The following is a 25671-nucleotide window of genomic DNA, read 5'->3' as shown; positions in this document are numbered from 1 at the left end:
CGAAGGGGTCGGAGCAATGGAGACAGCGCAATGCCGGCAGCAGGCGGCACCCGGCGCCCTCACCGCCTTCGCCCGCTTCGTGATCTTCGGCGGCGGGGTCGGGCTCGCCTCCAGTTTCGCCGTGGCGGCGCTCGCGTCCTGGATCCCCTGGGTCCTGGCCAACGCCCTGGTCACCACGGTTTCCACTCTCCTCGCCACCGAACTGCACGCCCGCTTCGCCTTCGGCACCGGCGGGCGCGCGACCTGGCGCCAGCATGCGCAGTCGGCCGGGTCGGCGGCGGCCGCGTACGCGGTGACCTGCGGGGCGATGTTTGTCCTGCAGCAGGTGGTGGTGGCACCCAGTGCGGTGCTGGAGCAGGTCGTCTACCTGTCCGCCTCCGCACTCGCCGGGGTCGCGCGGTTCGCGGTGTTACGCCTCGTCGTCTTCGCGCAGAACCGCTCGCAGATGGCGGCCACCGTCCGTACCACCCGACCCGTACACGCGATCGAGGCCCGCGTGGCGGCACCGGCCGACTCGGCCGTGCTCTGCCGCGCCGCCTGACCGCCGCGCGCGAGCCGGCGGCCCCGAAGGAACACACGAGGGACGGAAGGGTGCGGCCCTGCGGGCCGGGCTCAGGCCGCAGTGCCTCCGACCACGCCCCTAGGGTCGCGATTGCAAAGATTCCTTATCCGGTCACGGGGCCGTCACCTAGGGGGCGGCGCGGCGGCGCTCGCCGGACCCGGTCACGCGCAGCCGGCTCAGCTCGCGCCGTCGACGCGACCGGCCCTCCCAGCGAGGGACCGAAGGCTGTGAGCAACCTCCTCTCGTTCGAGTGAACTTCGAGGAATTGGCGGGGGCAACCGGGCTGTCCGTTGGCACGCTGGATCTGCCGGGCCTCCCCCGAGGAACGGTCAGTGGCCTCCGTCTGCCCGCGAACGGCACCGCCGGGCAGATCCGGTGTTCATTTCACGGCAGCAAAGAGGAGAATCCCGCCCTGGTTCCCCGCAGAGAGGCTTCGACGACAGTGAGCGACGACGAAGCCGTCCCCGAACTGTTCACGCTCGCCACGGCCTCGGGGGCACCCGGGGCGCCGATCCACGTCCAGCTCGAAAACCGGTGATCCACTCGATGCCATACCTCTTGGCCCCTCCCTCCGACAGACCCCGACACCACGGTGCGGGCGCGAGTGCTGTTCCCGTCTCCGTCGTCCCGGGGCGCCAGCGCTGGCGGGTGCCGACTCTGGTACGCAGACCCTCCTTCGCCCGGCGGCTGGAGACGGCGCTGCTCAAGGCGCGGGGCATCGAGCGGGCGCGTGTAAGCCATGTGACCGGCACTGTCCTCGTCCACCACACCACGCGGATCCATCCCCTCGACGCCGCCCTGGCGGTGCGGGACGCCGTGGCGACCGCCGCGGCCGGCTACGAGGCCCCCACCGGGGCTGCTCCGGTGGCACAAACGGTGACGAGCGCCGGGACACCGCCGCCCGAGGGGCGGACACACCTCACGAACGCCGCGGCAGCCGCGCGTGCTCCTGCCGGCCGCGCCCCTGGCGCCCCCGCCGAGGACACGAGGCCGGGCCGCCGCCGGTGGTGGGTCGCCGCGGGCGTCGGCGCCGGACTCCTCGCCACCTGCGGGAAGTTCTGCCTGACGTTGCTCTCCCGACCCTTGGTCGGCCTAGGTCTGGCCGCCGCGGCCACCACGGCGATCGCCCGACGTGCCTGGCGTGACCCGGCCCGTGCCCGTCCGCCGTCCGACCAGGACGCACAGGGCGAGGGCCATCCGCTGCTCCGCCTCGTCGGCCCGCACCGACGCAAGGCGGCGTTCGCGACCCTGCTCTCGGCGCTCTCCCAGGTCGCCGACACATCGTTGTGGATGTTCGTCTCCTCCGGGCTGATGGTGCTCATCGGCGGCGAGTCCGAGATCCTGGCCGGTCTGGGCATCACCGGGGCCGGCACGCAGATCGCCGCCTTCGCGGGAGCCACCGCACTCGCCTGCGCCGCCAGCGTCGCCCTCGGCTACGCGGCGACCCTCACCTGGCGCAAGCTGGGCCAGAGCATCGAACACCACTGGCGCACCCGCACCTATGGGCATGTGCAGCGGCTCGCCCCAGCCGACCTGGAGGGCGAGCGCACCACCCGGGTCACCGCGGCCCTCACCGAGGACATCGGTCAGATCAGCTCCTTCTTCAGCATCGTGCCGCATCAGGCGGTGCAGGTGGCGACCAGTGTGGCGCTGCTGGTTCCGGCGTTCCTGCTGCTCGCCCCGCAGCTGGCCTGGGTGGCTTTCGCGCCGGTGCCGCTGATGACGTGGCTGTCCTTCCGGTACCACGACCGCGCCGTCGCCGACCACGTCCGCTCCGGCGAGCGCCGCACCCGGATCCACAGCCGCATCGCCGACACCCTCCAGGCCAGCACCACCGTCAAGGCCTCCTGCAGCGAGGACCACGAGACGGCCCGCATGACCGAGCTCAGCGCCGAGTACCACGCCGCCAACCGGCGCACCGACCGCAGCACCGTCACCCACACCCAGATCGTCACCGCCACGGCCATCGGCTCCATGCCCCTCACCCTCCTCGTGGGCGGACGCGCGGTCCTCAAGGGGCAGATGACGATCGGGGTCCTCGGCCCGCTCATCGAGATGCCCGGCCAGGCCCTCTACCGGCTCTCCCGGCTCGGCAACCTCACCGACCAGTACCAGAGCACCCTCGCCGCCTTCGGCCGGGTGCAGCACCTTCACACCCTGCCCACCGAACCGCGGCAGCCCGACCGCCGACCCCACGCCCGCGTGCCACGGCGGCGCACCGGAAACATCGCCCTGGAGAAGGTCACCTTCTCCTACCCCGGCCGCCCGCCCGTGCTGCGTGACCTGTCCCTGAACTTCCCGGCAGGCCAGGTCACCGCCATCGTCGGGCCGACAGGCGCCGGCAAGACCACCATCGCCAAGCTCCTCATGCGCTTCCGCCACCCCGACCGGGGGCGCGTCCTGCTCGACGGCACCGACGTCCATGACCTCTCCCTGCGCGAACTGCGCAGCGCCATCGGCTACGTGTCGCAGGTTCCCGACCTGTTCGACGCCACCATCGCCGACAACATCCGCTACGGAACCTTCGACGCGACCCACGAGAGCATCGTCGACGCGGCCCGCACCGCCGGAGCCCACGCCTTCATCACGGACCTCCCCAACGGCTACGACACCCGCGTCGGCGAACGCGGCGCCACCCTCTCCGGCGGCCAGCGCCAGCGCATCGCCCTGGCCCGCACGATCCTGCGCGACCCACCTGTCGTCCTCCTCGACGAGGCCACGTCAGCCGTCGACAACGAGACCGAGGCCGTCATCCAGCAGGCCCTCGACTCGTTCGGACAGGGCCGCACCATGATCCTCATCGCCCACCGCCTCTCCATCGTCCGCGGCGCCGACCGCATCCACGTCCTCAGCCGCCGCGGCCACGTCAGCGAACAGGGCACCCACGACGACCTCGTACAGCAGGGCGGCCTCTACGCGAGGCTGTGGAAACTCCAAGCGGGGAGGGACCCTGAACTGAACAGGTGGACGGCGGCGCGAGAGGTGGCCCGGTCGTAGATCCTCGTCCTCGGCACAGCCGCCCGCAGGTCACTGCGGGCGGCTGTGGGGCTGACGCAGGCCGTGCGGAGGACGAGGAGCCGTGCGAGTCCTTCACGAGTGCTCTGAAATCAGCTTTCGCACCGGGCGGCCCAGGACTAGTGTTCGGGTGCGGTGAGTGACCCATGAGGAGCTGAGACATGGTCGGTTCTCCGAGCGCGCGTTGACGTCGTAGGCCGTGACCGGCCTGTCATCGCGTGCTGCCCTTGATGTCGCGGCACAGCGAGCCTTCCCCTGCCCGGACCGTCGGCGCACCCGCGTGTGCTCGGTGGCGGGCCTCGTTGTCGGCAACACAAGGGATTCCCGTGCCGTCCACTTCCTCCGCTGTATCCGGTTCCGGTCGACCCGCTCCGTCGAGCCTGTGGCGGGACGCCGACTTCCGCAGACTCTGGATGGGGCAGACCGCCTCCCAACTCGGCGAACACACGAGTCTGGTGGTTCTGCCGCTCTTCGCCGTCCTGACGCTCCACGCCAGTGCCGACCAGCTGGGTGTCCTCCGCGCGGTGGGGCAGGCGCCGATCCTGCTGCTCTCGCTCTTCGTCGGCGCGTGGGTGGACAGGTGGCGGGCCCGCACGACGATGGTGCTCACGGACGTCGGTCGGGCCTTGGCCCTGGGCGCCGCCGCCGTGGCCGGCCTCCTCGGCTGGCTCGGCCTGCCCGCGCTGCTCGCGCTTGCCTTCGCCGTCGGGACCCTCTCCGTGGTCTTCGACGTGGCCTACCAGGCGAGCGTCGTACGGCTGGTGGAACGGGATCAGCTGGTGCGGTGCAACAGCGCACTCGAGGGCAGCCGGTCGGCGGCGCAGATCGGCGGTCCCGCTCTCGGCGGTGCGTCGGTGTCCCTGCTGTCGGCGCCGATCGCCGCTGCCTCCTGCGCCTTGTTCTTCGCGCTGTCGTTCCTGTCGATCCGGCGGATCCGCCGGATCGAAGCGATACCGGCACGCTCGGAACGTCCCCCTCGGGTCCGGCAGCGCGTTCATGAGGGCCTGCGTTTCGTCGCCGGCGACACCGTACTGCGGACCGTGTGCCTGGCCTCGGCCGCCTTCCAGTTCTCCTTCGCGGCGATGATGACCGTCTACCTGCTCTTCCTGCCGCGGGAACTGCACCTGTCGGGCGCCGTCGTCGGGCTGACACTCGCCGCGGCGGGACCGGGCGCGCTCCTGGGCTCGCTGCTGGCCGCCCGCCTGCCGCAGCGGTTCGGTCATGGGGTGGTGCTCGTGTCCGCGGCGGCACTCGCGGACGGCGTGTTCCTGTGGGTGCCCGCGCTGCACGGCTCCTCCGCGGTGACGGTTGCCGCGCTGCTCACGGTCGGCTTCGTGTTCGGGGCCGGCGGCCAATTGGTGAATGTCACGGCCATGGCGGTCCGACAGGCCGTCACTCCGGACGGGATGCAGGGCCGCGCGGCCGCGACGATCACGTTCGTCGGTATGGGGCTGACCCCGCTCGGCTCTCTGCTCGGCGGATTTCTCGCGGAGCAGTGGGGGCTGCGCACCAGCCTCCTGGTGACGGCCGCGGGCATGCTGCTGTCGCCGGCGGTGATGGCTGTGTCCCCGCTCGCCCGCCTGGGACGGGCGCTGCCGGCCCCGCGGGACACGCCGCTGGCGGCCGGCCGCCGTGAAGTCCCATGACCTTGAGGGGCCTTTCGGGCCTTCCGCCCGGCACCTGTCACTCTGCCGACGCCATCGGCGAGGGGGCGTCAGTGGTGGGGGCCCTGCCGGCCGAGGGTCTGCACGGGGGTCGCGCCGGGGCGGGTCCACTGCGGCACGGGGCGACTGGTCGGGCCCCAGGTGGCGTTCCCGTCCTCGTCCGAGCGCCAGGACCAGCACGGGCTGCCGCCCTCGGGCCAGCCCTCGGGTTTGTCCTCCCAGGCCTCGCCGCGGCCGCGGGGCGTCATGTCGAGCAGGCCGAGGGAGCCGTTGACCCGCTCGTTGCCACGGCCCGTCGTGGAGTAGGTGAGGAACACGCGGTCGCCGTCGCGCAGGAAGCAGGTGAGGTAGCCCATCTCGCCGCCGACCGGCGGGTCCACGTCGCGCACCGAGTACCAGGGCTGGGTGTAGCCCATGAACTCGACGTAAGGCGCCACCTCGTCCCATGGGCCCGTGGTCAGGACGGCGAACGAGACACCGCGGGCGTTGAGGTAGACGGCGTCCTTCAGATGCCAGGCCGTGGTGGTGCAGCCCTCGCACTGGCCCTGGTGCGGCGCGCCGTCGTACCACATGTGCTGGTAGACCACGAGCTCGTCGCGGCCCTGGAACAGATCCAGGAACGGGACCGGGCCGTCGGCTCCGACGACCTCGACCGTCCCGTCGAACTCCACCATCGGCAGCCGGCGGCGCGCCGCGGCGAGCGCGTCGCCCTCGCGTGTGTGGGCCTTCTCGCGGATCAGGAGCTCGTCCCGGGCGGCCTGCCAGGTGGCCAGGTCGACGACGGGCGGGCGGCCGGGCGGCGCGGTGGTCGGGTCGTTCGGCGTGCTCGTCATGGTGTCCTCCGTGGTGTCTCGCGCGGGCGGCGTCGTACGGCGTTCTACGACGGTCACCAGAGCAGACTCCCGACCCGGCCGGAACTCATCGCGGCGTCGGGCGCCCTTTTTTCCGACAGTTCCGCGTCGCCGTTCCGGAATGAATTCATTGATACGCCGTTGAGCTGTCGCCGCAGGGTTTGTTGGATGGAATTAGTCCGCCCCGGGAATTCAGCCGGTGGCCGGATTCCATTGTTTTCCGAGATCTGGAGGTCCTGTGAGGAAATTCATGCGCGCTGCGGGGGCCGCCGTGGCCGGGCTGGCGCTGGCCGGCGCGGTACAGGCCCCGGCGCAGGCGGCGGGGACGTCGGCGCAGGCCGTGCCCAGCTGTGTGACGGGCACGCCGTACTACCTCGTCACCGTAAGCGTCAAGATCACCAACAACTGCTCGACGACCCAGCGGGTGAACGTCAAGTACACGAAGAACGGCGTCACCTACATCCCGGACAAGTGTCACTCCGTCGCGCCGGGCGGCACGGTCACCACCAGCGAGCCGGCCTGGGTCGCGGACCGTTACGTCGGACTCATCTCCTGCTGAACCCCTCGCCGGCCGTGCGGCCGGTACGCGCCGAAGCCCGGAACCAGACCACTGGTTCCGGGCTTCGCCGTCCCCCGGGAGGCTCCGATAGCATGTTCGACCGATGAACGCCCCATTCACCTGCCCTTCACCTGAAAATCATGCCATCTGGCGCGATAAGTGACCCTATTCGACTCAACATCCACCAAATCGGCTAATTAATTGATAACTAGAAAAACGCGGACGTTCTCGCGAACAGACCGCACAGTCAACCGCTCCACGTGGCGTCAGCCACGGTCGATCCTGTGGGCCACGGCCGGTGTCACGGCCCTCGGATTCCTCATCGCGGTGGAGATCACCGCCCGTCGGTACGGCCTGCCCGGGCCGCTCACCTCCCAGGTGCGGGAGCTGATATTCCCGCCCAAGTCGGGCTTCGCGTTGTACGCCGCCCTGGCGTTGACGATGGTGGTGCTCACCCGGCGGCAGCGGTTCATCGCGGCGGGCGCCGCGATAACCGTCGACGTCGCCTTCTTCCTGGTGCGCTGGGCGGTCGGTGCAAACACCACCGAAGGCCACCCCTTCGGCAACGGCGCTCTGTGGGTGATATTGGGGTGCGCGGTCTTCGCCGTCGTGCGCCGCACCGGCCAGGAACGTGTCCTGATATTGAAGGGCGTCGGGCTGGGCCTGCTGCTGGTGGCGGGCCGCAAGACCGGCGACACCTGGCTGCTGATCACGTCGAAGACCCGCCCGATGGTGCTCGACCCGTACGTGGCGACCGCCGATCACGCGCTGGGCAACCCGTCGTGGCTGGCGGGCCGGATCCTCACGGCCACCGGTCCGATCGGCGCCCATGCGCTCAACTACGTCTACGCCCAGCTCGCGGTGGCCGCGGTCGTCGTCGCGCTGTACCAGCTGCGCGGGGTGACGGTCGAGCGCCGCTTCCCGAGCCACCATCTGGTCCGCACCTTCCTGGTGATCGGTCTCCTCGGGCCGGCCATCTACATGATCTACCCGGTGGTCGGACCGCTCTACGCCTACGGCGCCGGCAACGAGTACTGGGCGTCGGCCGATCTGTGGCCGCCGACGCCGCCCACCGTGCAGTGGGCGCTGGCCGACCTGTGGCCGAACACACCGCTGCCGATCGGCGACCCGCACCCGATACCGTTCGACGAGATCACCCCACGCAACTGCATGCCCAGCCTGCACACGGCCTGGGCCACCGCCATCTTCATCCATTCCCGGAAGGGCCCGAGAATCCTTCGGTGGGCGGGGACGTTCTGGCTGATCGCCACGCTCGGCGCGACGCTGGGATTCGGCTATCACTACGGCGCGGATCTCGTCGCCGGCGTGGTGTTCACGGTCACGATCGAGGCGGCTCTGCGCGCGCTCGACCGCGGCTGGGACCGTTCAGGAACCTACCTGGTCGCCTACGGCGCGACGGTCTTCGCCGCGCTCCTGCTGTCGTATCGCTATCTGCCGGTGGAGATGGCCGGACATCCTTGGGTGTTCGGACCGCTTCTCATTCTGGCGATGGCGTCGGTGATCTACGGCTATGTGCGGACCACCACGTCGTGGGAACTGAAGGCCGCGCCGGCGCGACGGCCGGAACCGCAGCCGGAACTGGTCTGAATCAGCGGTGGCCGCGGCACCGCGAGGGACGGGACCGCTCGCGGGCCGGGCTCATGATCACGTCAGGGGCCCGGCCACGCGCCGGGACAGCAGGCCTTCCGGCAGGTATCCGGACCTGATGTCCAGGTCCCAGCCGTGCAGTTGGACGGCGAGGGCGGCCAGCGCGAGGGTGCCGGTCGGCAGCAGGCTGCGCGGGGCGGCGTCGGGCACCGCGTCCGCGCGGTACTGGTCGAGGCGGTCGGCGAGGGCCTGCTCGAAGGCGGTCCGGTCGTCGTCCAGCAGCACGCGCAGCAGCCGCTGTTCGGGGGTCGACACGCCGACGGCGTCCATACGGCGTCCCGCCTCGGCGCGTTCCTCGGCGTCCGGCTTGCGCAGGGTCACCGCGGGCCAGTCCCGGGGAAGGTGTCCGTCCGCCTCGGCCAGGTAGAGGCACAGGGCGTCCATCTCCGCGAGGCTCGCCGGGTCCGAGGGGGACTCCAGACGGGAGTAGGGCACGCCGTCGCGGATCGCGGGCGCGTAGTCGTTCCGCAGCATCAGGCCGATCGCCCGGTCCCGCTCCCACAGCACACCGCTGAGCAGGCACAGCGCGAATGCGTCCAGCCAGGTCCTCGCCGTGGGCGCCTCATCCACGCCATGGCCGAACGCGAAATCGTCGCTGCTGAGCTCCTCACGGACGAGGGGGAAGGAGATGTCCCAGTCGCCGTCGGGGAACGCGCCGAGGTTCAGCACCCCGAATGCGCACTCCGCCGCCGTGCACAGCGCCGTGCGCGTGGAGGCGTCGGCGAGCGTGGGGTCCGTCAGGGTGCGCGCGGCGACGTGGTCGAGCAGTTCGTCGCCCATCCGCCGCAGGTTCTTCAGGGACAGCCTGTCGTAGCGCAGCGAGTGCCAGTGACCGAAGGCTCGTCCGGAGATGTCCTCCAGCGCTTCGGTGATCCGCTGCTCGTCGACGTGATGGCACGTCACTTCCCGCACGTGGTCGTCCTTCCCGGTCTGCCGCGACAGGCGCTCGCTCGACGCCCTCTTCGCCGGGCCCGGACGCCTCGTCCGCGTGGCCCTCGTCGATCATGCCCTACGGCCTGTCCGTCACCGCAGGGTGGGAACGGTCCCGCCGCCGACGTGCGTCACCTCGACGCCCGGCAGACCCGTGATCCAGCGGGCGGCGATGTCACCGAGCCGCTCCGCGCTCAGCGGCGTACCACCGAGCCCGATCGCGTACCGGGCCTCCGTGGGCCGGTCGGCGGACGCCGCCGCGGGTGCCGGGGGCAGCGGCCGGGGCCAGGGGTGCGCGTCCTGCGCGCCCGCGTCCTCCAGCGCGCCGAGCAGCGCGCGCATCCGCCCGCGTACCCGCCCGTTCAGCTCGTCGAAGTCCTCCGCCCGCCGGGGCAGGACCGTCACCACGGCCCAGGCCGCGTGCCGCCGGTGCAGGGGCGGCGGGCACAGCAGCTGCCGCCACGGGTCCGTGTCGGGCGCGGTCGCGGCCTCCACGGTCTCCCAGGCCTGGTAGAGCTCCTGGCTCAGCAGGTCCCGCAGGCCGGGGCCGACCTGTTCGGTGCAGGAGCGCACGGGCGCACTGGGTGTCATGACGGTGAGCGCTCCGCGGGGCTGGTGGCCGTCCCCGATGAGGGCGACGGGTTCCCGCCAGTCCCATGCGGCCCAGGTGGCGAAGAACCTCCGCAGCAGCTCATCGGCGTCGGCGACGTCCGGGGACTCCCGGACCGTACGGGCGGCGAGCACGGCCCATGCCATACCGGGCAGCCCGCCGAACGGTGCCGCGTCCAGTCCGCGCGCTCTCGCCCACGCCTTCACGCCCCGCGCCAGCTCCGCGAACCGGGACGCCGCCCGCCCGCCGAGGGACGCCATGACGGTGTCCGCGTCGGACACCGCGCTCAGCGCGACCGCCGCGGCCTCGCCCAGCTCGGTCCGCCGGGCCACCGCCTCCCCCGCCGGGACCGGCCCCGTGGCCACGACCACCAGGTCCACGTCGAGCCCGTCGGTGCGGAACCGCAGCCCCGGAACGCGGGCGCCGACGACCTCCCGCATCCGCTCGGCCTCCGGCAGTGCGGCCGTGACCCGCGCGCGCACGGCCGCGAGGTCCACCGTGCCGGGCAGCGCCGCGACGAGGTCCAGGTCGGCCCCGTCGAGTGCGCACCCCATGCGCCGCGACCCGGCGAGATGGACGACCCCCTCGCCGAGGGCGTCCGCGAGACGCCGTACGACGTGTGCGGCCGCCGTGTCGTCGGTGGCGGGCCGCACGCCCGGGCCGGCGGCGGGCGCGGCCCACTCCTCCCAGCCGCGGTCCGGCCTGCCGAGGGCCGGCTCGGGGAGCCACCGGATCTCGCCGGTGCCGAGCGCGACCGTGGCCCGGGGGCGCATCGGTTCGTCGCCCCGCCGGGACATCAGGACCAGCCGGCCGACCCGTGCGGTCATGGGGGACAGCCGGGCCGAGCAGTCGACGACGACAGCATGCGGGTCCTCGGCCCGGCCGAGGCTCAGGTGCGGGGTGAACCCGTCGTGGCGTCCCCGGCAGCGCGGGAAGCGCCGCACGAGTGCCTGCCACAGCTCCGCCCACGGCGTCTCGTCGTCGGCCGCGGGGTCCAGCCACACCGTGGCGTCGTGCCGGTGTCCGAAGGTGTGCAGTCCCTCCAGCCGTGCCGTGAACGGCGCGACGCGTGCCGCCGCCGTGGCGAGCAGCGGCGCCGCCCGCTCGAAGTCCGACTCCGGGACGAACCCGTACAGGACGTTGACGTGCGGCGGCCAGCGGCGGATCTGCACGTCGTGGTCGCGGCGGACGTCCTGGAGCGCCGGCCACAGCTCGCGCGGCGGGATCCACGCCAGCGCGGTGCGGGGTGTCGGTGCGACGTCGAGCACGTCGACGGGTGAGCCGGTGCCGCAGAACAGGTCGGCGGTGACGGCGTAGTGGTCGGAGACGTACAGCCCCTGCGGGGTGGGGGTGTCGCCGAGCAGGCCCGCTCCGGTCACGGTCGGGCCGTCGCCGGGGCGGACGAAGACGCGGTCGAGGCGGGAGGCCCGGCCGGTCAGGGAGGAGACGGCGGCCAGGGGGTTCACACCCGGGTCGAAGGTGGGGGAGGCGTCGTCCGGCCCGTGCGTCTCGGTCCAGGCGTCGAGCATGCCGAGGGTGCGGGCGGGGCCCGGCCCGCCGTCGTTGAAGTCGCCGACCAGGACCAGACCGCCCTGCACGGCCGCCAGTCCCTCGGCGAGCCGCGTCAGTTCGGCGCCGCGCCGGGCCGGCCCGTCCTCGGAGTGGTCGCTCGTCAGATGGGTGGCCGCCACGGTCAGCGGTCCGGACGCGGTGTCCACGACGACGGCGGTGACGGCCTTGTGGTGGCCGAGGGCGTGGTGGGCCGCCTCCTTGACCGGGAGCCGGCTGAGCAGGAGCAGCCCGCAGTCGTCGACGTCCTTGCCGTGGGGGTCGGTGCCGACGGTGTAGGCGGCCCGTACCCAGGCCGCCTCCAGCAGCAGGGCCAGCAGGCCGGCCTCGACCTCCTGGAGGGCGATGACGTCGGCGTCGGCGCGTTCCAGGGCCTGGAGCAGCAGGGGGCGGCGCAGGGCGGTGTCGATGCGGTGGCTGTCGTAGCGGTCCCACAGGGTGTTCCAGGTCAGGACCCGCACCCGGTCGGGCCCGGTGCCCGGGGAGGCGGGCGGGGCTGGGCTCCACCGTGCGGCGGCCGCGTCCCAGGCGTGCGGGGTGCGCGCCGTGAAGAAGGGGGCCCGCAGCCGTCGTGCCTCGCGGACCCGGCCGGCGCCGGAGGTGTCGATGCGGTCCACGCCGGTGGCGCGGTCCCACACGACCTCGCCGTCGGCCTCCACGAACAGCACCCGGTGCCAGGGGATCTCGCCGCCCGGGACGAACGCGGGCAGCGGTATCCGCTTGGGCGCGGCGCCGCGCTGGTTGATGCCAAGCACGAACCGCGCGGGGTCGAACCGCGCGTCCCAGCGCACCCGGTGGTAGATCTCCTCACTGGTACGCATCAGGCGTCCTCTCCCTCTTCCAGGCTGCCGTCGCGGTCCCGCACGGTCCCGTCCGCGTCCACGTACCAGGTGCGGTGCGCCTGGCCGGGGTACGGCGGCACGAACCGGCGCAGCTGCCCCGTCAGCACGTCCGGCGGCACCGGGTGGGCGCGGGTGGCGTTGCGCCGTACGAGCTCGTCCTCGTCCGCGAGCACCACGGCGTGGGTGACGAGCGCGTCGCGGCGGCGGGCCACGGCGTGCACCAGGGACCGCTGGTGCGGGTTGAGCGATGTGGCGTCCCATACCACCGTGCCACCGGCGGCGAGTGCCGTGTCGAGCCGCTCCAGGCCCTCGCGCAGCACCTGTCCGTTGGCCTTCTGGTCCGCTCGCGCGCCGCGTGCCGCGCGCAGTCCGTCCAGCGCCACACAGGCCGAGACGCCCTCCAGCCGTGCGGCGAAGGAGCTCTTGCCGCTGCCGGACGGCCCGACGAGGTGCACCAGGCGGGGGAAGCCGCCGTCGCGCCACCTCCAGGTCGCCGCGACGGCCTCCTCCACCGTCGAGACGCGTCCCTGGGCGTACGCCTCCCGTGCCTGCGCCCAGCAGCGGTCCCCCGCCGCGCCGCCGACGCCGTCTCGGTCGAGGGCCTCGCGCAGTCCGGCCCGCAGCGGGCCGAGGGGTGCCTCGTCGTGGAGTCCGGCCTCCTGCGCGTGCAGGGCGGACCACTCGACCTGCTCGCGTGCCTCGTCGTCCTCGGCGACCGCCGCGGCGACGGCGTGCAGCACGCCGAGATCGGCCGCGAACGACATCCGTGCGAGCCCGGCCCGCCGTTCGGTGTCCGGGTACGGCCGGTGCAGCGCGGTGTGCAGTCCCACCAGATCGGCCACCCGGCGCGCGAGCGGCACGCCCAGGGAGGCCGCGGTCCGGGTCATCAGCCGCGCCCGGGGCGTGCGGTGGAGCAGTGCGGCGAGCACTCCGGCGAGCCGTGCCTCCCCGCCGCGCCCCAGCGCGTCCAGCCGCGCGGCGGCCTCGGCGGCCGCCCGCGCGTCCCCCTCACGCACTCCGAGGTGACCGGCCAGGGCCTGCGCGTCGGGTGCCGCTCCGGACCGTACGGCCCACAGCGCGGACGCCGGGGAGAGGCCGTTCGCGACGACGGCCGTGTGCATCCAGTGCGTCCCCGTCGTCACGTGCCCGGGACGCACCCACTTGGCGACCCGCGCGGCGAAGTCCTCATGTGCGAAGCCCTCGACGGTCCGTACGACGTACCCCTCCTGCCGCCCGGTGCGCACCGTCAGCCGTCGCAGCGTCCCCTCGTCGAAGACGCCCCGCCACAGCACCGGCGGCACCGGCACGCCCAGGTGGCGCAGGAAGCGCACGGTCGCGTCCCAGTCCAGGCACCGGTCGTGCTCGTCCCACACCGAGAACCCGTAGAAGTAGCCTTCGAGGCGGTCGTACGGGATCGAGTGCCGGGCGTACATGTTCTCCCCGCATATCCGCCACCCGGCGGGTATGCGGGCCGCGACGCGGCCCTGCAACGCCTTCACCCACGCCCGGGACGGGTGGTGCGCGGAGTCCACGGACCGCGCGTGCAGCCCGTCGGCGTACAGCGTCGTGTTCTCCCCGTCGAGCTTCTCCGTGACGACGATCTCCCGCCCTGCCCACCCGCTCAGGTTCCCGGCCCGCACATCGTCGGCGGAGGCACCCGGTGACCAGGGCAAATGAGGGGTGCGGGGGTAAGGGGTGCGCATGCGCGGCACTATAGGACGGCGGGAAACGGCCCTTCCAGCGGATTACGGACGGACCGGCCGAAGGCGCGGCCCCGGGGGGGTTCCCTACCGCCTCACGCGTCCTCCTCGGCGGACCGGCCGGCGAATTCGCACAGGGCGGAGCGTTCCGGGCTGCCGGTCTTCGCCAACAGGCTGGCCACGTGCTTCTCCGCCGTGCGCGGTGAGATGAACAGCCGCCGCGCGATCTCGTTGTTGCCGTACCGCCGGGCCAGGAGGCCGAGGACCTCGTACTCGCGTGCCGTGATGCCGAGATGGCGCAGCGCCTCGGGGACACGCCCGTGGCCGGAGCGGCGTTGGGTGGCGGGCAGGCCCGCCCGGCGCATGAGGGCGCGGCAGGCGCTGGCCACCGGGGTGTTTCCCTCGTCGTGGAAGTGCTCCTCGGCTGTGCGCAGCCACACCCCCGGGGTGCCCCAGCCGTCCGCCAGGGCGGCCTCGGCGACCAGGCGCAGCCCGAGGTGGCGGGCGAGGGGAAAGGGAGCGGACGTCTCCAGGGCGGTCCGCACCGCCGCGGCCGCTTCGTCGTGGCGTGCCGCCCGGCCCAGCAGCACGGCCCGGGAGAACTGGACGAACTGGAGGTTCCAGCGAAGGCGGGCGGACGCCTCCCGCTCGACGACGGCCAGCCGGTCCGAGTCGGTGTCCGCGTCGACCGCCGCGAGCAGGAGTTCCAGGCCGTAACGGCCGTAGAGGGAGTAGGCGGTGGGGTGTCGCAGACCCCACTCCCGGGCCTGCGCGAGGGTGGCGCGGGCCGCCGTCCTGTCCTCGTCGAGCAGGGCCGACACCGCGTGGCACAGGCCGAGCACGACCGGGGTGTACTCCGATTCCTCTCCCCCGTGGTCGCGGTAGTCGGCCAGGTGTTTCTCCATCTCGCGGCGCCTGCCCCGATGGGCGGCCGACGTCGCCCGGATGACGTACGTGTACTGGAGGTCCCCGGTGTGACCGAGTCGGCCGAACGCGGGCGCGCAGTGCGACAGGGCGAGTTCGGCCCGCCGGTACTCCCCCCGCAGCACCGCGAGCATGGCCAGGCTCGCCTCGATCTGGTAGGCGGAGGTGAGGGCGCCGGACCGCAGGAACACCTGGTGCACCTGGTCCAGCTGGCCCGTGCTGCCCTTGAGGAGTCCCTCGTTGCCCGCCAGCCGTCCCAGGGCGCGTGCCCGCCACAGGCCCAGGCCGTGCCGGTTCGCGACGGCGAGGATGCGGCGCAGGTGGCCGTTGGCCTCGTCGAAGCTCCGGGAACGGGCGAGCAGCGCGAGCAGTTGCAGGCCCTGGCAGGCCACGACCGGGCGGCCGGTGCGTTCGGCGGTCTCGACGGCGGCGCGGGCCAGCGCCTCCACCCGGTCGGTGTCGACGCCCGACACCGACCGGCCTCCCCGTACCCGGACGTAGCCGTCGACGATGTCGACCGCGGCGCACTCCTCCAGGGTGCGGTCGTCGCCGAGCAGCAGACGTGCGGTGCGGACCTGTCCGGCGGCCTCCTCCCAGCGGCCGACCATGGCGGCGGCCCAGGCCAGCCGGGCGTGCAGACGGGCCCGGCGGGTGTCGTCGAGGTACAGGACCGCTTTCTGGGCGAACGCCTCGGCGCACACGAACGCCCGCTCCACGGCGCCGGATTCCGTGAGGGCGTCGAACAGCGCGTCCGCGGCGGCGGCCCAGGCGTCCTTGTACCGGTCCGGGGGGAGCAGCTCCAGGGATCTCTCCAGCAGGGCCGCCGCCTTGGTGGCGAATCCTTCCCGGAGCGCCTGCTCCCCGGCTTCCGCGAGCAGCAGACCCGCCTGGTGGCGGTCGCCGCAGGCACATCGCAGTTCGATGGCCAGCTCTCGCCATTCGTCGGGAAGTCCGGCCTGGGTTGCCTGCGCCTTCTCCAGGGCGTCCGCCGCCTGCCGGGCGATCGTGGCCCGTTGTCCCGGCAGCAGGCCGGCCAGCAGGGCGTCGGCGGTGAGTGCGTGGCGGAAGACGTACATGTCGCCGTTGGCGCCGTCCGGCAGGATCAGCCGGGCGTCGACGGCGGTCCGCAGGTGGATGTGCAGGCTCCGGTCGTCGAGTCCGGTGACCAGTTGGAGGAGGCCGGCCGAGAACCTGCGTCCCAGGACGGCCGCGGTGTCGAGGGCGGCCCTGCCCTGCGGGCCCAGACGATCGGCGCGGGCCGCGACGCTGCGCGCCAGGGTGGCGGGCACGGTGGTGTCGAGGTCACGGGCGAGGTGCCACTCTCCCGCGGCGGTCTGTCGCAGGGCTCTCGCGGTGATCATTCCGTTGAGTAATTCCTCCACGGTCAGCGGTATGCCGTCGGCGTCGCGCTGGAGGCGCCGGACCACCGGGGAGGGCAGCGCGTCCACCGGCGCGCCGAGGCAGGTGGCGGTGAGTTCCGCCACGTCCTGTGCCGTGAGCGGCTGGAGTTCGACGACCTGTCCCACGGTGCGGTTCCGGCTCCGGTACGCGAGGTCGAGCGCCGGTCCCTCGTCCGGGCGCAGTGTGACGAAGAGGGTGACGGGCAGGTCGGTGAGGTTGTCCATGAGGTACTCGGTGACGGCGATCGACTCGGCGTCGGCGTCGTGCAGGTCCTCCAGGACGAGCAGGCATCCCCGGTCGCGGCCGATGCCGGCGAGCAGCCGCAGGGTGGCCTCGGCGAGCACGATCAGCGATTCCGGCTGGTGGGGTCCGGAGTGTTCCCGCCACTGCGGTACGAGCGTGGACAGCGCCACCCGGTAGGGGCGCAGTGCGGGGTCCTGCGGGGTGGCGCCGGTGCGGTCCAGTGACAGCAGTGCCTCGGCCAGGGGCCGGAGCGCCATGGGGGCGCCGGTGCCACTGCACCGCCCGCGCAGGACCGCGGTGCTGTCGCGGGCCCGGCCCGCGACCTGGTCGACGAGGCGGGACTTGCCGATCCCCGGTTCGCCGACCACGAAGACCGTGGTTCCCCGGTGTTCACGACTTCGCTGTACGGCCGCTTCCAGTTCCCGTAGTTCGCCGGCTCGGCCGATCACTGTGGGTGAGGTGGCATGCACCCGAACACACTATGCGTCCCGCATCAACGTTCGATGGCTCCTCGATAAACGCGTTTCTGTCGGCTCCGCCCGGTCCACCGGCCGCGGAGAGCGGGGCCGGTGGACCGGGCGGGTCGTCGCGGCGCGGTCAGAGCAGGGCCGTGGAGATGGTCTCCGGGTCGCTGTGCACGGCCATGCCCATGACCATTCCGGCGATCAGCACCGGCCGCATCCCCATCACGGCCCTCAGCCGGCCGCCCAGCCGTCCTGCCGGGTCGGGCGTTCCCTGGTGGTCGAGGGCGGCGGCCTCTTCCGTCTCCGCCTCGGCGGGTGTGCGTCCGTTCTCGTTCATGATTCCCCCCTGTGTCGATGGAACAGTTCGTGCCGTCGATGGTGCGCAGGCACCACCGTTCACCGCTTTCGCGGCGGCCGCAGCGCCAGAACGGACGGAACCGTTTCGGCGGCGGCCAGTCTCAGCAGGCCGTGTCCGATGCCGGACAGGCCGTTCATGAGGTCGGGTGAGTCCGTGCCGGCGGGGACGGCGCACCGGGGACCGCCGCGGGTGAGGTCCGCCAGCAACGCGCCCGTGCGGTGCGCGAGGTGGGTCAGCGCGGCGTCGTGGCCCAGGCCGGCCGCGAGGGTGAGCAGTTCGAGCCTGCCCAGTTCGCCGCGTCCGAGGCTGTGGTCGGGCAGCGGCCCGCCGCGCACCGCGTCGCTCACGGCGCGGTCGAGGGCCGGCCCGGTGCCGCGGTGGGCGCCGTGCGGGATGTCCGCCAGCGCGAATCCGATGCCGCTCAGTCCGCCGCGCCAGGAGTGGTCGCTCCCCGTGGCCGGCTGGGCGGACAGAGCCTCGACGGCGCCGGTGGGCACGGGCGCGCCGGTGGCGTCCGCATGGCGGGTCAGCGCCCATCCGACGCCGTGCAGCCCGTCGGCGAACCCGGCGGGCAGTCGCGAGGTCGCGCCCGCCGGCCGGGACATGAGGGAGGACAGGCGTTCCGCGCAGAGCGCCGCGCACCGCGCGGCCGCGGGCAGCCCGGTGTGCTCGTGCACGGCGAGCATCGTGGCCACTCCCCCGGCCAGGCCGTCGGCGACGGTCAGGGCCGTCGTGCGTGCGGCGGCCTCGGCCGCCAGTTCCACGGCGGGTTCGACCCACGCCGCCACCTCGTCGTCCCGCAGGAGGGCGGCCAGATGGGTCAGGGCGTACGCGAGTCCGCCCAGGCCGTCGAAGGCCCCGCAGCCCACCGCGGCCAGGTCCGCGGGCTGCCCGGACAGTTCCTCCAGCAGCCGCGGCACCGGCGTCACCGCGCGGCGGGCGGCGTCGGCGTACCGCGGCACCGAGCCGAGTTCGGCGAGTTGCGCCAGGAACACGGCGACTCCGGTGTAGCCGTGGGCGAATCCGGCTCCGAGCGGCATCACCGCCCAGTGCCGCTCGTCCGCTCGCTGGAGGCCGAGCCAGTTGATCCGCCGTTCGTCCCGGAAGCCCCCGGCGATCACACGGTCGGCGATGTGGCGGGCCGCGGCGAGGCACTGCTCCGGGCCCGCCGTGCCCGGTCCGGAGGGTCCGACGCCACCGCGTCCGCTGCCAGTGGGCCCGTCGGCACCGCAGGGGTGCGCGCCTGTTCCGGCGCCGGCGGCCACCGCCGCGCGGATGATCCATTCCTGGTCGTAGCGGTCGACGGTCCCCATGGCCTCCACCTTGGCGAGGACCCGGTCGACGGCGGGCACGGCGAACACGCGGGGCAGCACCTGGCCGGCGGCCGTCACGTCGCGGCCTCCGACGCGGTGCGTGAACAGGGGGACGTCACCGGCCCACAGGTCGGTCACCTCGTGGCGGACGACGCGCTGGTCGAGATCCCCGCGTACCGGGAACGTCCGCAGCAGGTCGAACGCTCGGTCCCGGTCGAGCGCGTCGGCGAGGACGTCGGGGTGCGTGAGTTCGTCGAGCAGGGTGGTGTAGAAGCGGGTGGGCCGAGCGACCACTCTCGCCTCGTCCGACACGAACGCGCGCACGGGACCGTCCGGCGCCGTGAACTCCGCCCGGTGGGACGTGATCGTGTCGTACCCGGCGCGGAACCCGTCGAGCAGCGCCTCCGCGAAACGGGCCGGATCGACTTCCGCCTCCCCGAGTCTCGGCCGGTTGTCCGCCCCCGGAAAGCGGGCCGGACGGTAGACCAGATGCATGCGGTCCGTTCCGGGGGCGGCCCAGTGGGGCGCGTCGAGCGGAAGGTCGCCCTGGTGTCCGCCGCCGAGCGCGGACACGTCCCACCCGCCGCTCCGTCCGAAGACGAGGGTGGGCAGCAGCGCGATGCGCAGGACGGAGGCGGACAGCGCGCGCTGGGCGGGGTCGTCGCCGACCGCGCCCGTGTCCGACGGGTGGAACAGCGTCTCGAGGTCGACGAGGACCGGCTGGTCGGCGCAGGCGATGAGGTTCTCGCAGTGGATGTCGGTGGCGTCGAGCGCGTGCAGCACCGCCATCAGCGTGCCCAGGCGCCGGTAGAACCGGTCGACGTGTGCCGTGCTCCGGCAGGGTGCCGCCGCCACGTGTTCCACCCAGCCGTGGGTGGCCCGGTCGAGCAGGCGCAGGGTGCGCAATCCGGCCTCGGGGAGCCGGGCGTCGAGCCACTCGAGCACCCGGTTGAAGTGCCGGTGGGTGGCGAGGGACCGGGGTTTGTACACGATCCGGCCGCCGTCGGCGAAGGTCAGGACGGCCACGGCGCGGCCCCGGCGGTGTACGTCCCCGCGCACCGCCACCTCGCGCAGCGGACCCGGGTCCGTGCCACCCAGCAGTGTCCGGACGATGGCCTCGCGGTCGGCCGCCAGCCGCCGGAGGAGTTCCGTCCACGCGTCCAGCGCGTGCCGGCTGGTCTGCGCGAGCAGCCGGGCGAGGACCGGGTAGCGGGTGAGCAGTTCCCACAGCCCGCGTCTGCGGGCCGTCTGCCGGACGAACGAGGCGAAGCGTTCGTGTGCGGAGCCGCCGTCCAGTCGGCCCCGCTCCCGCGCCGTGTGGAGTTCCGCGACCAGACAGCGGGCGGCCGTTCCGACCAGCCGCCCGGTGAGGTGCTCGGTGAACGCGGCCCGCAGCGCGGCGGCGTCGGCGGGCAGTCCGCTCGCCGCGACGGACCGGGCGAAGCGCTCCGCCGCCTCTTCGGCGAACGGCGCGCAGATCAGGCCGAAGCCCGTCTCCCACTCCACCTCCCCGGGAACCGCCGGCTCCTGTTCGGGGGCGGTGGCCACGGCTCGTTCCGTCCAGGCCGCCCAGTCGGGGCGGGCGGTGCGGGCCGCCAGGTCCGCGGCGCTCTCGGTGAGCGGATCCGTCAGCCGCGCGGCGACGGGGGCGGGCCCGTCCGGCACAGCGGGCTTCGGGCCGCCGTCGGCGGAGAGGGCCGCCGTACCGTCCGCCCGCGCGCCGCCCAGGCGGCCATCGGCTGCGCCGTCGGCGTGCCCCGCACGACCGTCGGCTGTGCCGCCGGCCGAGAGGATCGCAGTGCCGTCCGGCGCGACGCGCTTCGGACCGCCGTCGGCCGAGAGGGCCGCCGTGTCGTCCACGGCGCCTCGGCTGCGCGGGTGCCGTCCGGCGGGCGCCGGGGTGCCGGCGTCGGTCCGTGAGGTGGGAGGGCCCGGCTGCCTTCGCCGTTCCTCCGGGCGGAGCCCGTACGCCCACCAGGAGCCTTCCGGCGGCATGGCCGTCGTGTCGGCCGCTCGCTCGTTGTCCACGCACCGCACGGTTCCACGACCGCGCGGCGCGGACATGGGGGATCCGCCCCCATATTCTCCGCGCCGCCGCGGTGCCGAGTGGGGGCCGCCCGACCGATGGGGCCTCCTTCGGGGACATCTCTGCCCGCGACCGGGAGAAAGACCGGGAGCAATACGTGGGCGCGCACGGCGTCGTGCGGTGCTCCGTCGCATCCGCGGGGACGTCGAGGACGGTCCGTGGTCCGCCGGGCGGGCGCCTCGGCGGACCCGGGAGCTGCGCCGTTGCCCGCCGGTGCGGGCACCGCCCGCACGCGGGGCGGGCTCCCGCCGGAATTGCGGGGGCTCGCTCCCCAGGTGCGTCCGCCCGTTCACCGGCAGATTTCTCGGTGCCGGCACCTCCGCCGGCCCGAACGAAAGGTGAACACCATGCAGAACGTCCTGGACCTCGTGGAGCTCGTCATCGCGGACGACACCGAGCGGGGTCTGTTCGGTGTCGAGGCGCACAGCTGCGGCCAGACGAGCAGCATCAGCGACCACTGCTGACCAGACGACCCGGGGCCCGGGCCGGTCGTGTTCCGACCGGCCCGGGCCCTGCCCATGACACGACCGGAAGGGCAAGTGATGCGCAGGTTCAACGACTACTTCGCCGCGGGCATGGCCGACCGCCGCTTCTACGAGTCGGTCGGACGCACCGTCACCGACGACGACCTGGCGGAGGAACTGCGGGCACTGCTGCCCGCCGAGCACACCGTCGAACGCGACGGGATCTGGGCGCGCGTGCGGCCGAGCGGCCTCGGTCCACTGCCCGACCACGGGTGGAAGATCCATCTGTCGGCGATCCCCGCGGACGCCCGTGCGGCCCTGCGCGCGGTGTGCGAGGAGTTCGGCCGAGGGGCGTTCGCCTTCAAGTGCCTGCGCTCCACCCGGTTCGTGAGGATGAGCACGGCCCGGTGGTGGGCGCCCGGCCAGATCGGCAAGGTCATGGCCGTCTATCCGCGATCCGCGCAGGAGTGCCGGGAACTGCTGGCCCGACTGGCGCCGGTGACCGCCGGGATCCGCGGTCCGTACGTGTTGACCGACAAGCGGTACGAGCAGAGTTCGCTGTACTACCGGTACGGCGAGTTCAAGGCGCTCGGCCCGCGGGACATCGACGGCGCCCGCGTCCCACTGCTGTCCGGCCCTGACGGTCTGACCTGGGAGGACGAGCGAGTGCCGGCGTATCGCCGGCCGCCGTGGGTGCCGGAGCTGTTCGAGGACGGACAGGCGGCGGCCGCGGGTGCGGGCGCGCCGATCCGGAACTACCGGGTGCTCAGGCCCCTGCACTACGCGGGCACGGGCGGCACGTACCTGGCCGAGCGGATCGACGACGGCCTGCCGGTGGTACTCAAGGAGGCACGCCCGCACACCGGTTTCGCCGACGACGGCTCGGACGCCCAGGAGCGACTGCGCCGGGAGTTCGACGCGCTGAACACCCTCAAGGGAACCGGCGTCGCCCCCGAGCCGATCGAGCTGTTCGAGGAGTGGGAGCACCTCTTCCTGGCGGAGGAGTACATCGACGCCATGGCGCTGATCACGTTCATCGGCTCCCGCCACCCCCTGACCCTGAACGACCGCCGTCCGGAGACGGTCAAGGCGTACCGGGAGGCCATGGAGGAGGTGACGGCGGGTGTGCGTCACGCGGTGACCACCTGTCACGAGGCGGGACTGACCTACGGGGACCTGTCCATCACCAACGTCAAGGTCGATCCCGGCACACGTCGGGTGCGGCTGATCGACTTCGAGGCGGCGCGCCCGGTCGACGGACCGCAGAACCTGTACCCGTTCACGTCCGGCTTCGCTCCGGCTCGGGACACTTTCACCGGGAACGGCCGGGCCTTCGACCTGTTCGGGGTCGACTGCGTCCGACTCGCCATGGTCATGCCCCGCAACACCTTGCGTGACCTGGACAGCGCGGCGCTCGCCCGCTCGACCCGGCACGCGGCCGGTCTGCTCGACGAACCGGTCGACGACCTGCTGGCCCGCCTCGGCCTGCCGGACGACCCGCCGCGCACGGACCTCTCGGACCCGGACGCCGTCGTCCAGGGCTCTGTCCGGTTCATCGAGGCGGTGATGAGCCCCGACCGCGACGACCGTCTCTTCCCCGCCGATCCCCGGGTGTTCGGCACCAACCCGTGGTCCGTCGCCCATGGCGCGGCCGGAGTGCTGCGGGCACTGCACCGGATCAACGGACGGATCCCGGAGGCCGCGCGTGCGTGGACGTACCGTACGGCGGACGGCCTGGAGGAGGTGCCTGCCGGTCTGTACACCGGCCGGGCGGGCGTGGCCTGGACCCTGTGCGACGCCGGGGAACCGGAGCGGGCGCTGCGCGTCATGGACCAGGTGATCCGGCTGGTCGACCGGGATCCGCTGGGGGCCGCCGACGTCATGGCGGGCCGGGCCGGCGTGGGCATGGCCTGCCTGGCGGTGGGGAACGCCACGGGCGACACCGCTCTCCTCGCGGCGGCGGAGCGGATCGGCCGGTCCCTGCTGGCGGACGCCCGCGACACGGGTACGGGGCTGTACTGGCCCGACCCGCGCGGCGGCGCCCAGCCCGTCGGCTACGACTACGGGTCGTCGGGAGTGGCGCTGTTCCTGCTGTACCTGTACCGCGCCACCGGTGACGACACGTTCCTGCGCGTCGGCCGGCGGGCGCTGGCCCACGACCTGGCCCAGGCGATCGAACACGACGAGGGCATGCTGTCCTTCCCGCAGCGCGTCGGTGGCGGAGCGGCCACACCGTACTGGTCGCGGGGCGCCTCCGGCGTCGGCACGGCCCTCGTCCGGTACTGCCGGGTGACCGGGGAGGACCGGTTGCGTTCGGTGCTGGAGCGTCTGCTGCGCTCCCGGGCCGGCGGGCTGAGCGTCAGCCCCGGCCTGTTCACGGGCATGGCGGGCATGGCCAACTTCGGCCAGGACTGCGCGGACCTGCTGGGCCTGTCGGAGGGCCGGGCCATCGCCGTGCGGGCGTGCGCGGCCATCGCGAGTCTGGCCTGCGAGCAGCCGGAGGGCATCGCCTTCCCCGGTGAGGGCTTCGTGCGGTTCAGCACGGACTACGCCACCGGGAGCGCGGGGATCGCCCTGACCTTGCACCGGGTCCACGCGGGCGGCGGGAACTTCAACTACACCCTGGACCAGCTGCTGCCCGGAGGCACCGATGTCTGACGACGACGCCCTGGGCGTGATCGTGTGCGGGGCGAGCGCCGCGGTCTCCCTGCCCGCCTACCTCTCCCGGCTGCGGCGGGCCCTGCCGCGGACCCGAGTACGGGTGCTGCTCACCGCCTCCGCCGAACGCTTCGTACGGCCCGAGGTGGTGGGCTGGTACGCCGACGAGTGCCTGACCGGGGACACTCCCGGACTGAACCCGACCGAGTTCGCGGCGCGGTCACGGGGTGTCGCCGTCCTTCCGGCCAGCGCCAACACCCTGGCCTGCGCGGCTCTCGGTCTGGCCGGCACCCCCGCCCAGACGGCGCTCCTGGTCGCGGCGCCACCGGTCCTGTTCTTCCCGAGCATGAACCGGACCATGTGGACCCGGTCGTCGGTGCGCCGGCATGTCGCGGAGCTGCGCGCCGAGGGGCACACGGTCGTGGATCCGTCGCCGGGTGAGGCGTACGAGATCTGGCAGCGACGGATCGTGCCCAGCGTGATCATGCCGGGACCGGATCCCGCGGTGGAAGTGATCAGCGTCTGGTGGGAGGAGCTCGGGGCGGGGCAGCCGCATGGGTGACCGTGGCTGGGGTGCCGTGCTGCGGCTCGCCGACTTCCGGCTCCTGTGGATGGGGTCCACTCTCTCCGCGCTCGGTTCGCAGCTCACCGCTCTGGCCCTGCCGCTGTTCGTGCTCCAGCAGACGGGATCACCGGCGGCCGCCGGGCTGGTGGCCACGGCGCGCATGCTGGTGTCCTACGCCGTGCAGTTGCCCGGTGGCGTCATGGCCGACCGGCTCGACCGCCGGTCGATCCTGCTGGCCGCGGACATCGGGCGGGCGGCGGCCCTGGCCGGGGTGGGCGTGGTGGCCCTGGCCCGTCCCGACGGGACGGTCTGGCTGATCGTCGCCCTGATGTCGCTGGAGGGGATGCTCACCACTGTGGCCAACCTGGCGGCGACCGCGGCCGTGCCGCACCTCGTCCCCGAGCGGCAGCGTCCCGCGGCGCTCGCCCTGGGGCACGCCCAGCACAACGCGGTGCTGTTGGTCGGTCCCCTGGCCGGTGCGGTTCTCTACCAGCTGCACCCGGCCGTGCCGTTCGTCCTGGACGCCGTGTCGTACGTCCTGGCGCTGGGTCTTCTTCTGCTGGTGAGGGCGCCGCTGGGCGGCGGCCGGAGGACCGCGTCGTCGGTGCGGGGCGACATCGCTGTCGGTCTGCGGTTCGTCGTCCGCTCGCGCTATCTGCTGCTGATGATCGGCTGGTCCGCGCTGATGAACTTCGCGACGGCGGGAGTCGGCTTCGTCCTGGTCCTCGCGGTGGGCAGCCGGAACGGCGGTCTGAGTCTGGGTGTCTCCCTGACGGTGATGGCGGCCGCGGGGCTGGCGGGGGCGGTGCTCGCGCCGCGTTTCCGCGACACCGACGAGGACCGGCTGATCCGCACGGCGACGGCTCTGATCGTTGCGCTCGGCGTGGTGGGCGCGCTGTCTCCCGATCCGGTGGCGTTGACGGTGTGCACGGCCGGGATCGCGTTCCTCTCACCGGTCATCGTGGTGCCGAAGAACGCCCGGGTGTACGCGCTGGTTCCCGACGAGTTGATGGGCCGTGTGCAGAGTTCCCTGTTCCTCATCGGCGGATCCCTGTATCCGTTCGCGACGTTCGTCACCGGCCGGCTGGTCGAGACGGGGTCCGCGCGCACCGCCATGTGGGTCCATGTGGGGGTGCTCGCCCTGGTGCTGGTCATCAGCGCCGTCCCGCAGTTCAGCCGCTCGGCGGCGCTCACGGCGGGTGCCGAACGGCGGTGAGGGGCCCGG

General features: G+C 73.3%; 16 protein-coding genes. 9 read left to right on the top strand and 7 right to left on the bottom strand.

All coding sequences use genetic code 11. The features are described 5' to 3' along the window. Positions 1 to 16 precede the first annotated feature (16 nt). The 4 genes from ALMP_RS36585 (at position 17) to ALMP_RS36570 (ending at position 5223) form a co-directional block, all read left to right on the top strand. Positions 17 to 541 (top strand): hypothetical protein, encoded by a 525-nt coding sequence (locus tag ALMP_RS36585; protein ID WP_264936199.1) that lies wholly within the window; start codon positions 17 to 19, stop codon positions 539 to 541. A 271-nt stretch (positions 542 to 812) separates the two neighbouring features. Next, positions 813 to 1100, top strand: coding sequence for a hypothetical protein (locus ALMP_RS36580; RefSeq protein WP_264936197.1), 288 nt, complete (start codon positions 813 to 815; stop codon positions 1098 to 1100). Positions 1101 to 1210: 110 nt separating this feature from the next. Next, positions 1211 to 3559, top strand: coding sequence for an ABC transporter ATP-binding protein (locus ALMP_RS36575; RefSeq protein WP_264936195.1), 2349 nt, complete (start codon positions 1211 to 1213; stop codon positions 3557 to 3559). A 344-nt stretch (positions 3560 to 3903) separates the two neighbouring features. Further along, a complete protein-coding gene (locus ALMP_RS36570) occupies positions 3904 to 5223 on the top strand; it encodes an MFS transporter (RefSeq protein WP_309299581.1) in 1320 nt (439 codons plus the stop codon). 68 nt (positions 5224 to 5291) lie between these two features. On the opposite strand, the gene ALMP_RS36565 is transcribed toward ALMP_RS36570, so the two are convergent. Next, positions 5292 to 6074 (bottom strand): DUF899 domain-containing protein, encoded by a 783-nt coding sequence (locus tag ALMP_RS36565; protein WP_264936194.1) that lies wholly within the window; start codon positions 6072 to 6074, stop codon positions 5292 to 5294. Between the two features lie 268 nt (positions 6075 to 6342). On the opposite strand from ALMP_RS36565, the gene ALMP_RS36560 reads away from it, so the two are divergent. Then, on the top strand, positions 6343 to 6651 hold the full coding sequence (locus ALMP_RS36560; protein ID WP_264936193.1) for a hypothetical protein: 309 nt from the start codon (positions 6343 to 6345) through the stop codon (positions 6649 to 6651). A gap of 279 nt (positions 6652 to 6930) precedes the next feature. Further along, positions 6931 to 8259 (top strand): DUF5933 domain-containing protein, encoded by a 1329-nt coding sequence (locus tag ALMP_RS36555; protein ID WP_264936477.1) that lies wholly within the window; start codon positions 6931 to 6933, stop codon positions 8257 to 8259. A 57-nt stretch (positions 8260 to 8316) separates the two neighbouring features. On the opposite strand, the gene ALMP_RS36550 is transcribed toward ALMP_RS36555, so the two are convergent. The 6 genes from ALMP_RS36550 to lanM form a co-directional block, all read right to left on the bottom strand. Further along, positions 8317 to 9231: an immunity 49 family protein gene (locus ALMP_RS36550; RefSeq protein WP_264936192.1), complete on the bottom strand. Its 915-nt coding sequence runs from the start codon at positions 9229 to 9231 to the stop codon at positions 8317 to 8319. A 111-nt stretch (positions 9232 to 9342) separates the two neighbouring features. Beyond that, positions 9343 to 12249 carry a poly(A) polymerase gene (locus ALMP_RS36545; RefSeq protein ID WP_264936190.1) on the bottom strand — a complete coding sequence of 969 codons (2907 nt, stop codon included), beginning with the start codon at positions 12247 to 12249 and terminating at the stop codon, positions 9343 to 9345. After that, positions 12249 to 13973, bottom strand: coding sequence for an RNA ligase family protein (locus tag ALMP_RS36540; RefSeq protein WP_264936187.1), 1725 nt, complete (start codon positions 13971 to 13973; stop codon positions 12249 to 12251). Before ALMP_RS36540 ends, ALMP_RS36545 begins: the two co-directional genes overlap by 1 nt. 92 nt (positions 13974 to 14065) lie before the next feature. After that, the gene (locus ALMP_RS36535; protein WP_264936476.1) at positions 14066 to 16987 is read right to left on the bottom strand and encodes a LuxR family transcriptional regulator; all 2922 of its coding nucleotides are present in this window, start codon (positions 16985 to 16987) and stop codon (positions 14066 to 14068) included. A gap of 148 nt (positions 16988 to 17135) precedes the next feature. Next, positions 17136 to 17339 carry a hypothetical protein gene (locus ALMP_RS36530; protein WP_264936185.1) on the bottom strand — a complete coding sequence of 68 codons (204 nt, stop codon included), beginning with the start codon at positions 17337 to 17339 and terminating at the stop codon, positions 17136 to 17138. Between the two features lie 59 nt (positions 17340 to 17398). After that, on the bottom strand, positions 17399 to 20701 hold the full coding sequence (gene lanM, locus ALMP_RS36525; RefSeq protein ID WP_264936183.1) for a type 2 lanthipeptide synthetase LanM: 3303 nt from the start codon (positions 20699 to 20701) through the stop codon (positions 17399 to 17401). Between the two features lie 600 nt (positions 20702 to 21301). On the opposite strand from lanM, the gene lanKC reads away from it, so the two are divergent. The 3 genes from lanKC to ALMP_RS36510 are packed head-to-tail and all read left to right on the top strand — an operon-like array spanning position 21302 to position 25662. Next, positions 21302 to 23881 (top strand): class III lanthionine synthetase LanKC, encoded by a 2580-nt coding sequence (gene lanKC / locus ALMP_RS36520; RefSeq protein WP_264936181.1) that lies wholly within the window; start codon positions 21302 to 21304, stop codon positions 23879 to 23881. Next, entirely contained in the window at positions 23874 to 24443 is a 570-nt protein-coding gene (locus ALMP_RS36515; RefSeq protein WP_264936179.1) for a flavoprotein, read from the top strand. The genes lanKC and ALMP_RS36515 overlap by 8 nt, the downstream gene beginning before the upstream one ends. Next, positions 24436 to 25662: an MFS transporter gene (locus ALMP_RS36510; RefSeq protein WP_264936177.1), complete on the top strand. Its 1227-nt coding sequence runs from the start codon at positions 24436 to 24438 to the stop codon at positions 25660 to 25662. The genes ALMP_RS36515 and ALMP_RS36510 overlap by 8 nt, the downstream gene beginning before the upstream one ends. Positions 25663 to 25671: the final 9 nt, after the last annotated feature.

Source organism: Streptomyces sp. A012304 (assembly GCF_026008495.1).
In the GTDB taxonomy this organism is placed as follows: domain Bacteria; phylum Actinomycetota; class Actinomycetes; order Streptomycetales; family Streptomycetaceae; genus Streptomyces.
Note: the sequence above shows the minus strand (reverse complement) of the source record. Positions and strands in the feature narration are given on the sequence as shown.

What these genes read in the sequence shown, in the direction of transcription:
- ALMP_RS36545 (WP_264936190.1), bottom strand. Translation starts at nt 12,249, where the DNA reads ATGCGTACCAGTGAGGAGATCTACCACCGGGTGCGCTGGGACGCGCGG.
- ALMP_RS36530 (WP_264936185.1), bottom strand. Translation starts at nt 17,339, where the DNA reads ATGAACGAGAACGGACGCACACCCGCCGAGGCGGAGACGGAAGAGGCC.
- lanKC (WP_264936181.1), top strand. Translation starts at nt 21,302, where the DNA reads ATGCGCAGGTTCAACGACTACTTCGCCGCGGGCATGGCCGACCGCCGC.
- ALMP_RS36585 (WP_264936199.1), top strand. Translation starts at nt 17, where the DNA reads ATGGAGACAGCGCAATGCCGGCAGCAGGCGGCACCCGGCGCCCTCACC.
- ALMP_RS36560 (WP_264936193.1), top strand. Translation starts at nt 6,343, where the DNA reads ATGCGCGCTGCGGGGGCCGCCGTGGCCGGGCTGGCGCTGGCCGGCGCG.
- ALMP_RS36565 (WP_264936194.1), bottom strand. Translation starts at nt 6,074, where the DNA reads ATGACGAGCACGCCGAACGACCCGACCACCGCGCCGCCCGGCCGCCCG.
- ALMP_RS36540 (WP_264936187.1), bottom strand. Translation starts at nt 13,973, where the DNA reads ATGCGCACCCCTTACCCCCGCACCCCTCATTTGCCCTGGTCACCGGGT.
- ALMP_RS36510 (WP_264936177.1), top strand. Translation starts at nt 24,436, where the DNA reads ATGGGTGACCGTGGCTGGGGTGCCGTGCTGCGGCTCGCCGACTTCCGG.
- ALMP_RS36515 (WP_264936179.1), top strand. Translation starts at nt 23,874, where the DNA reads ATGTCTGACGACGACGCCCTGGGCGTGATCGTGTGCGGGGCGAGCGCC.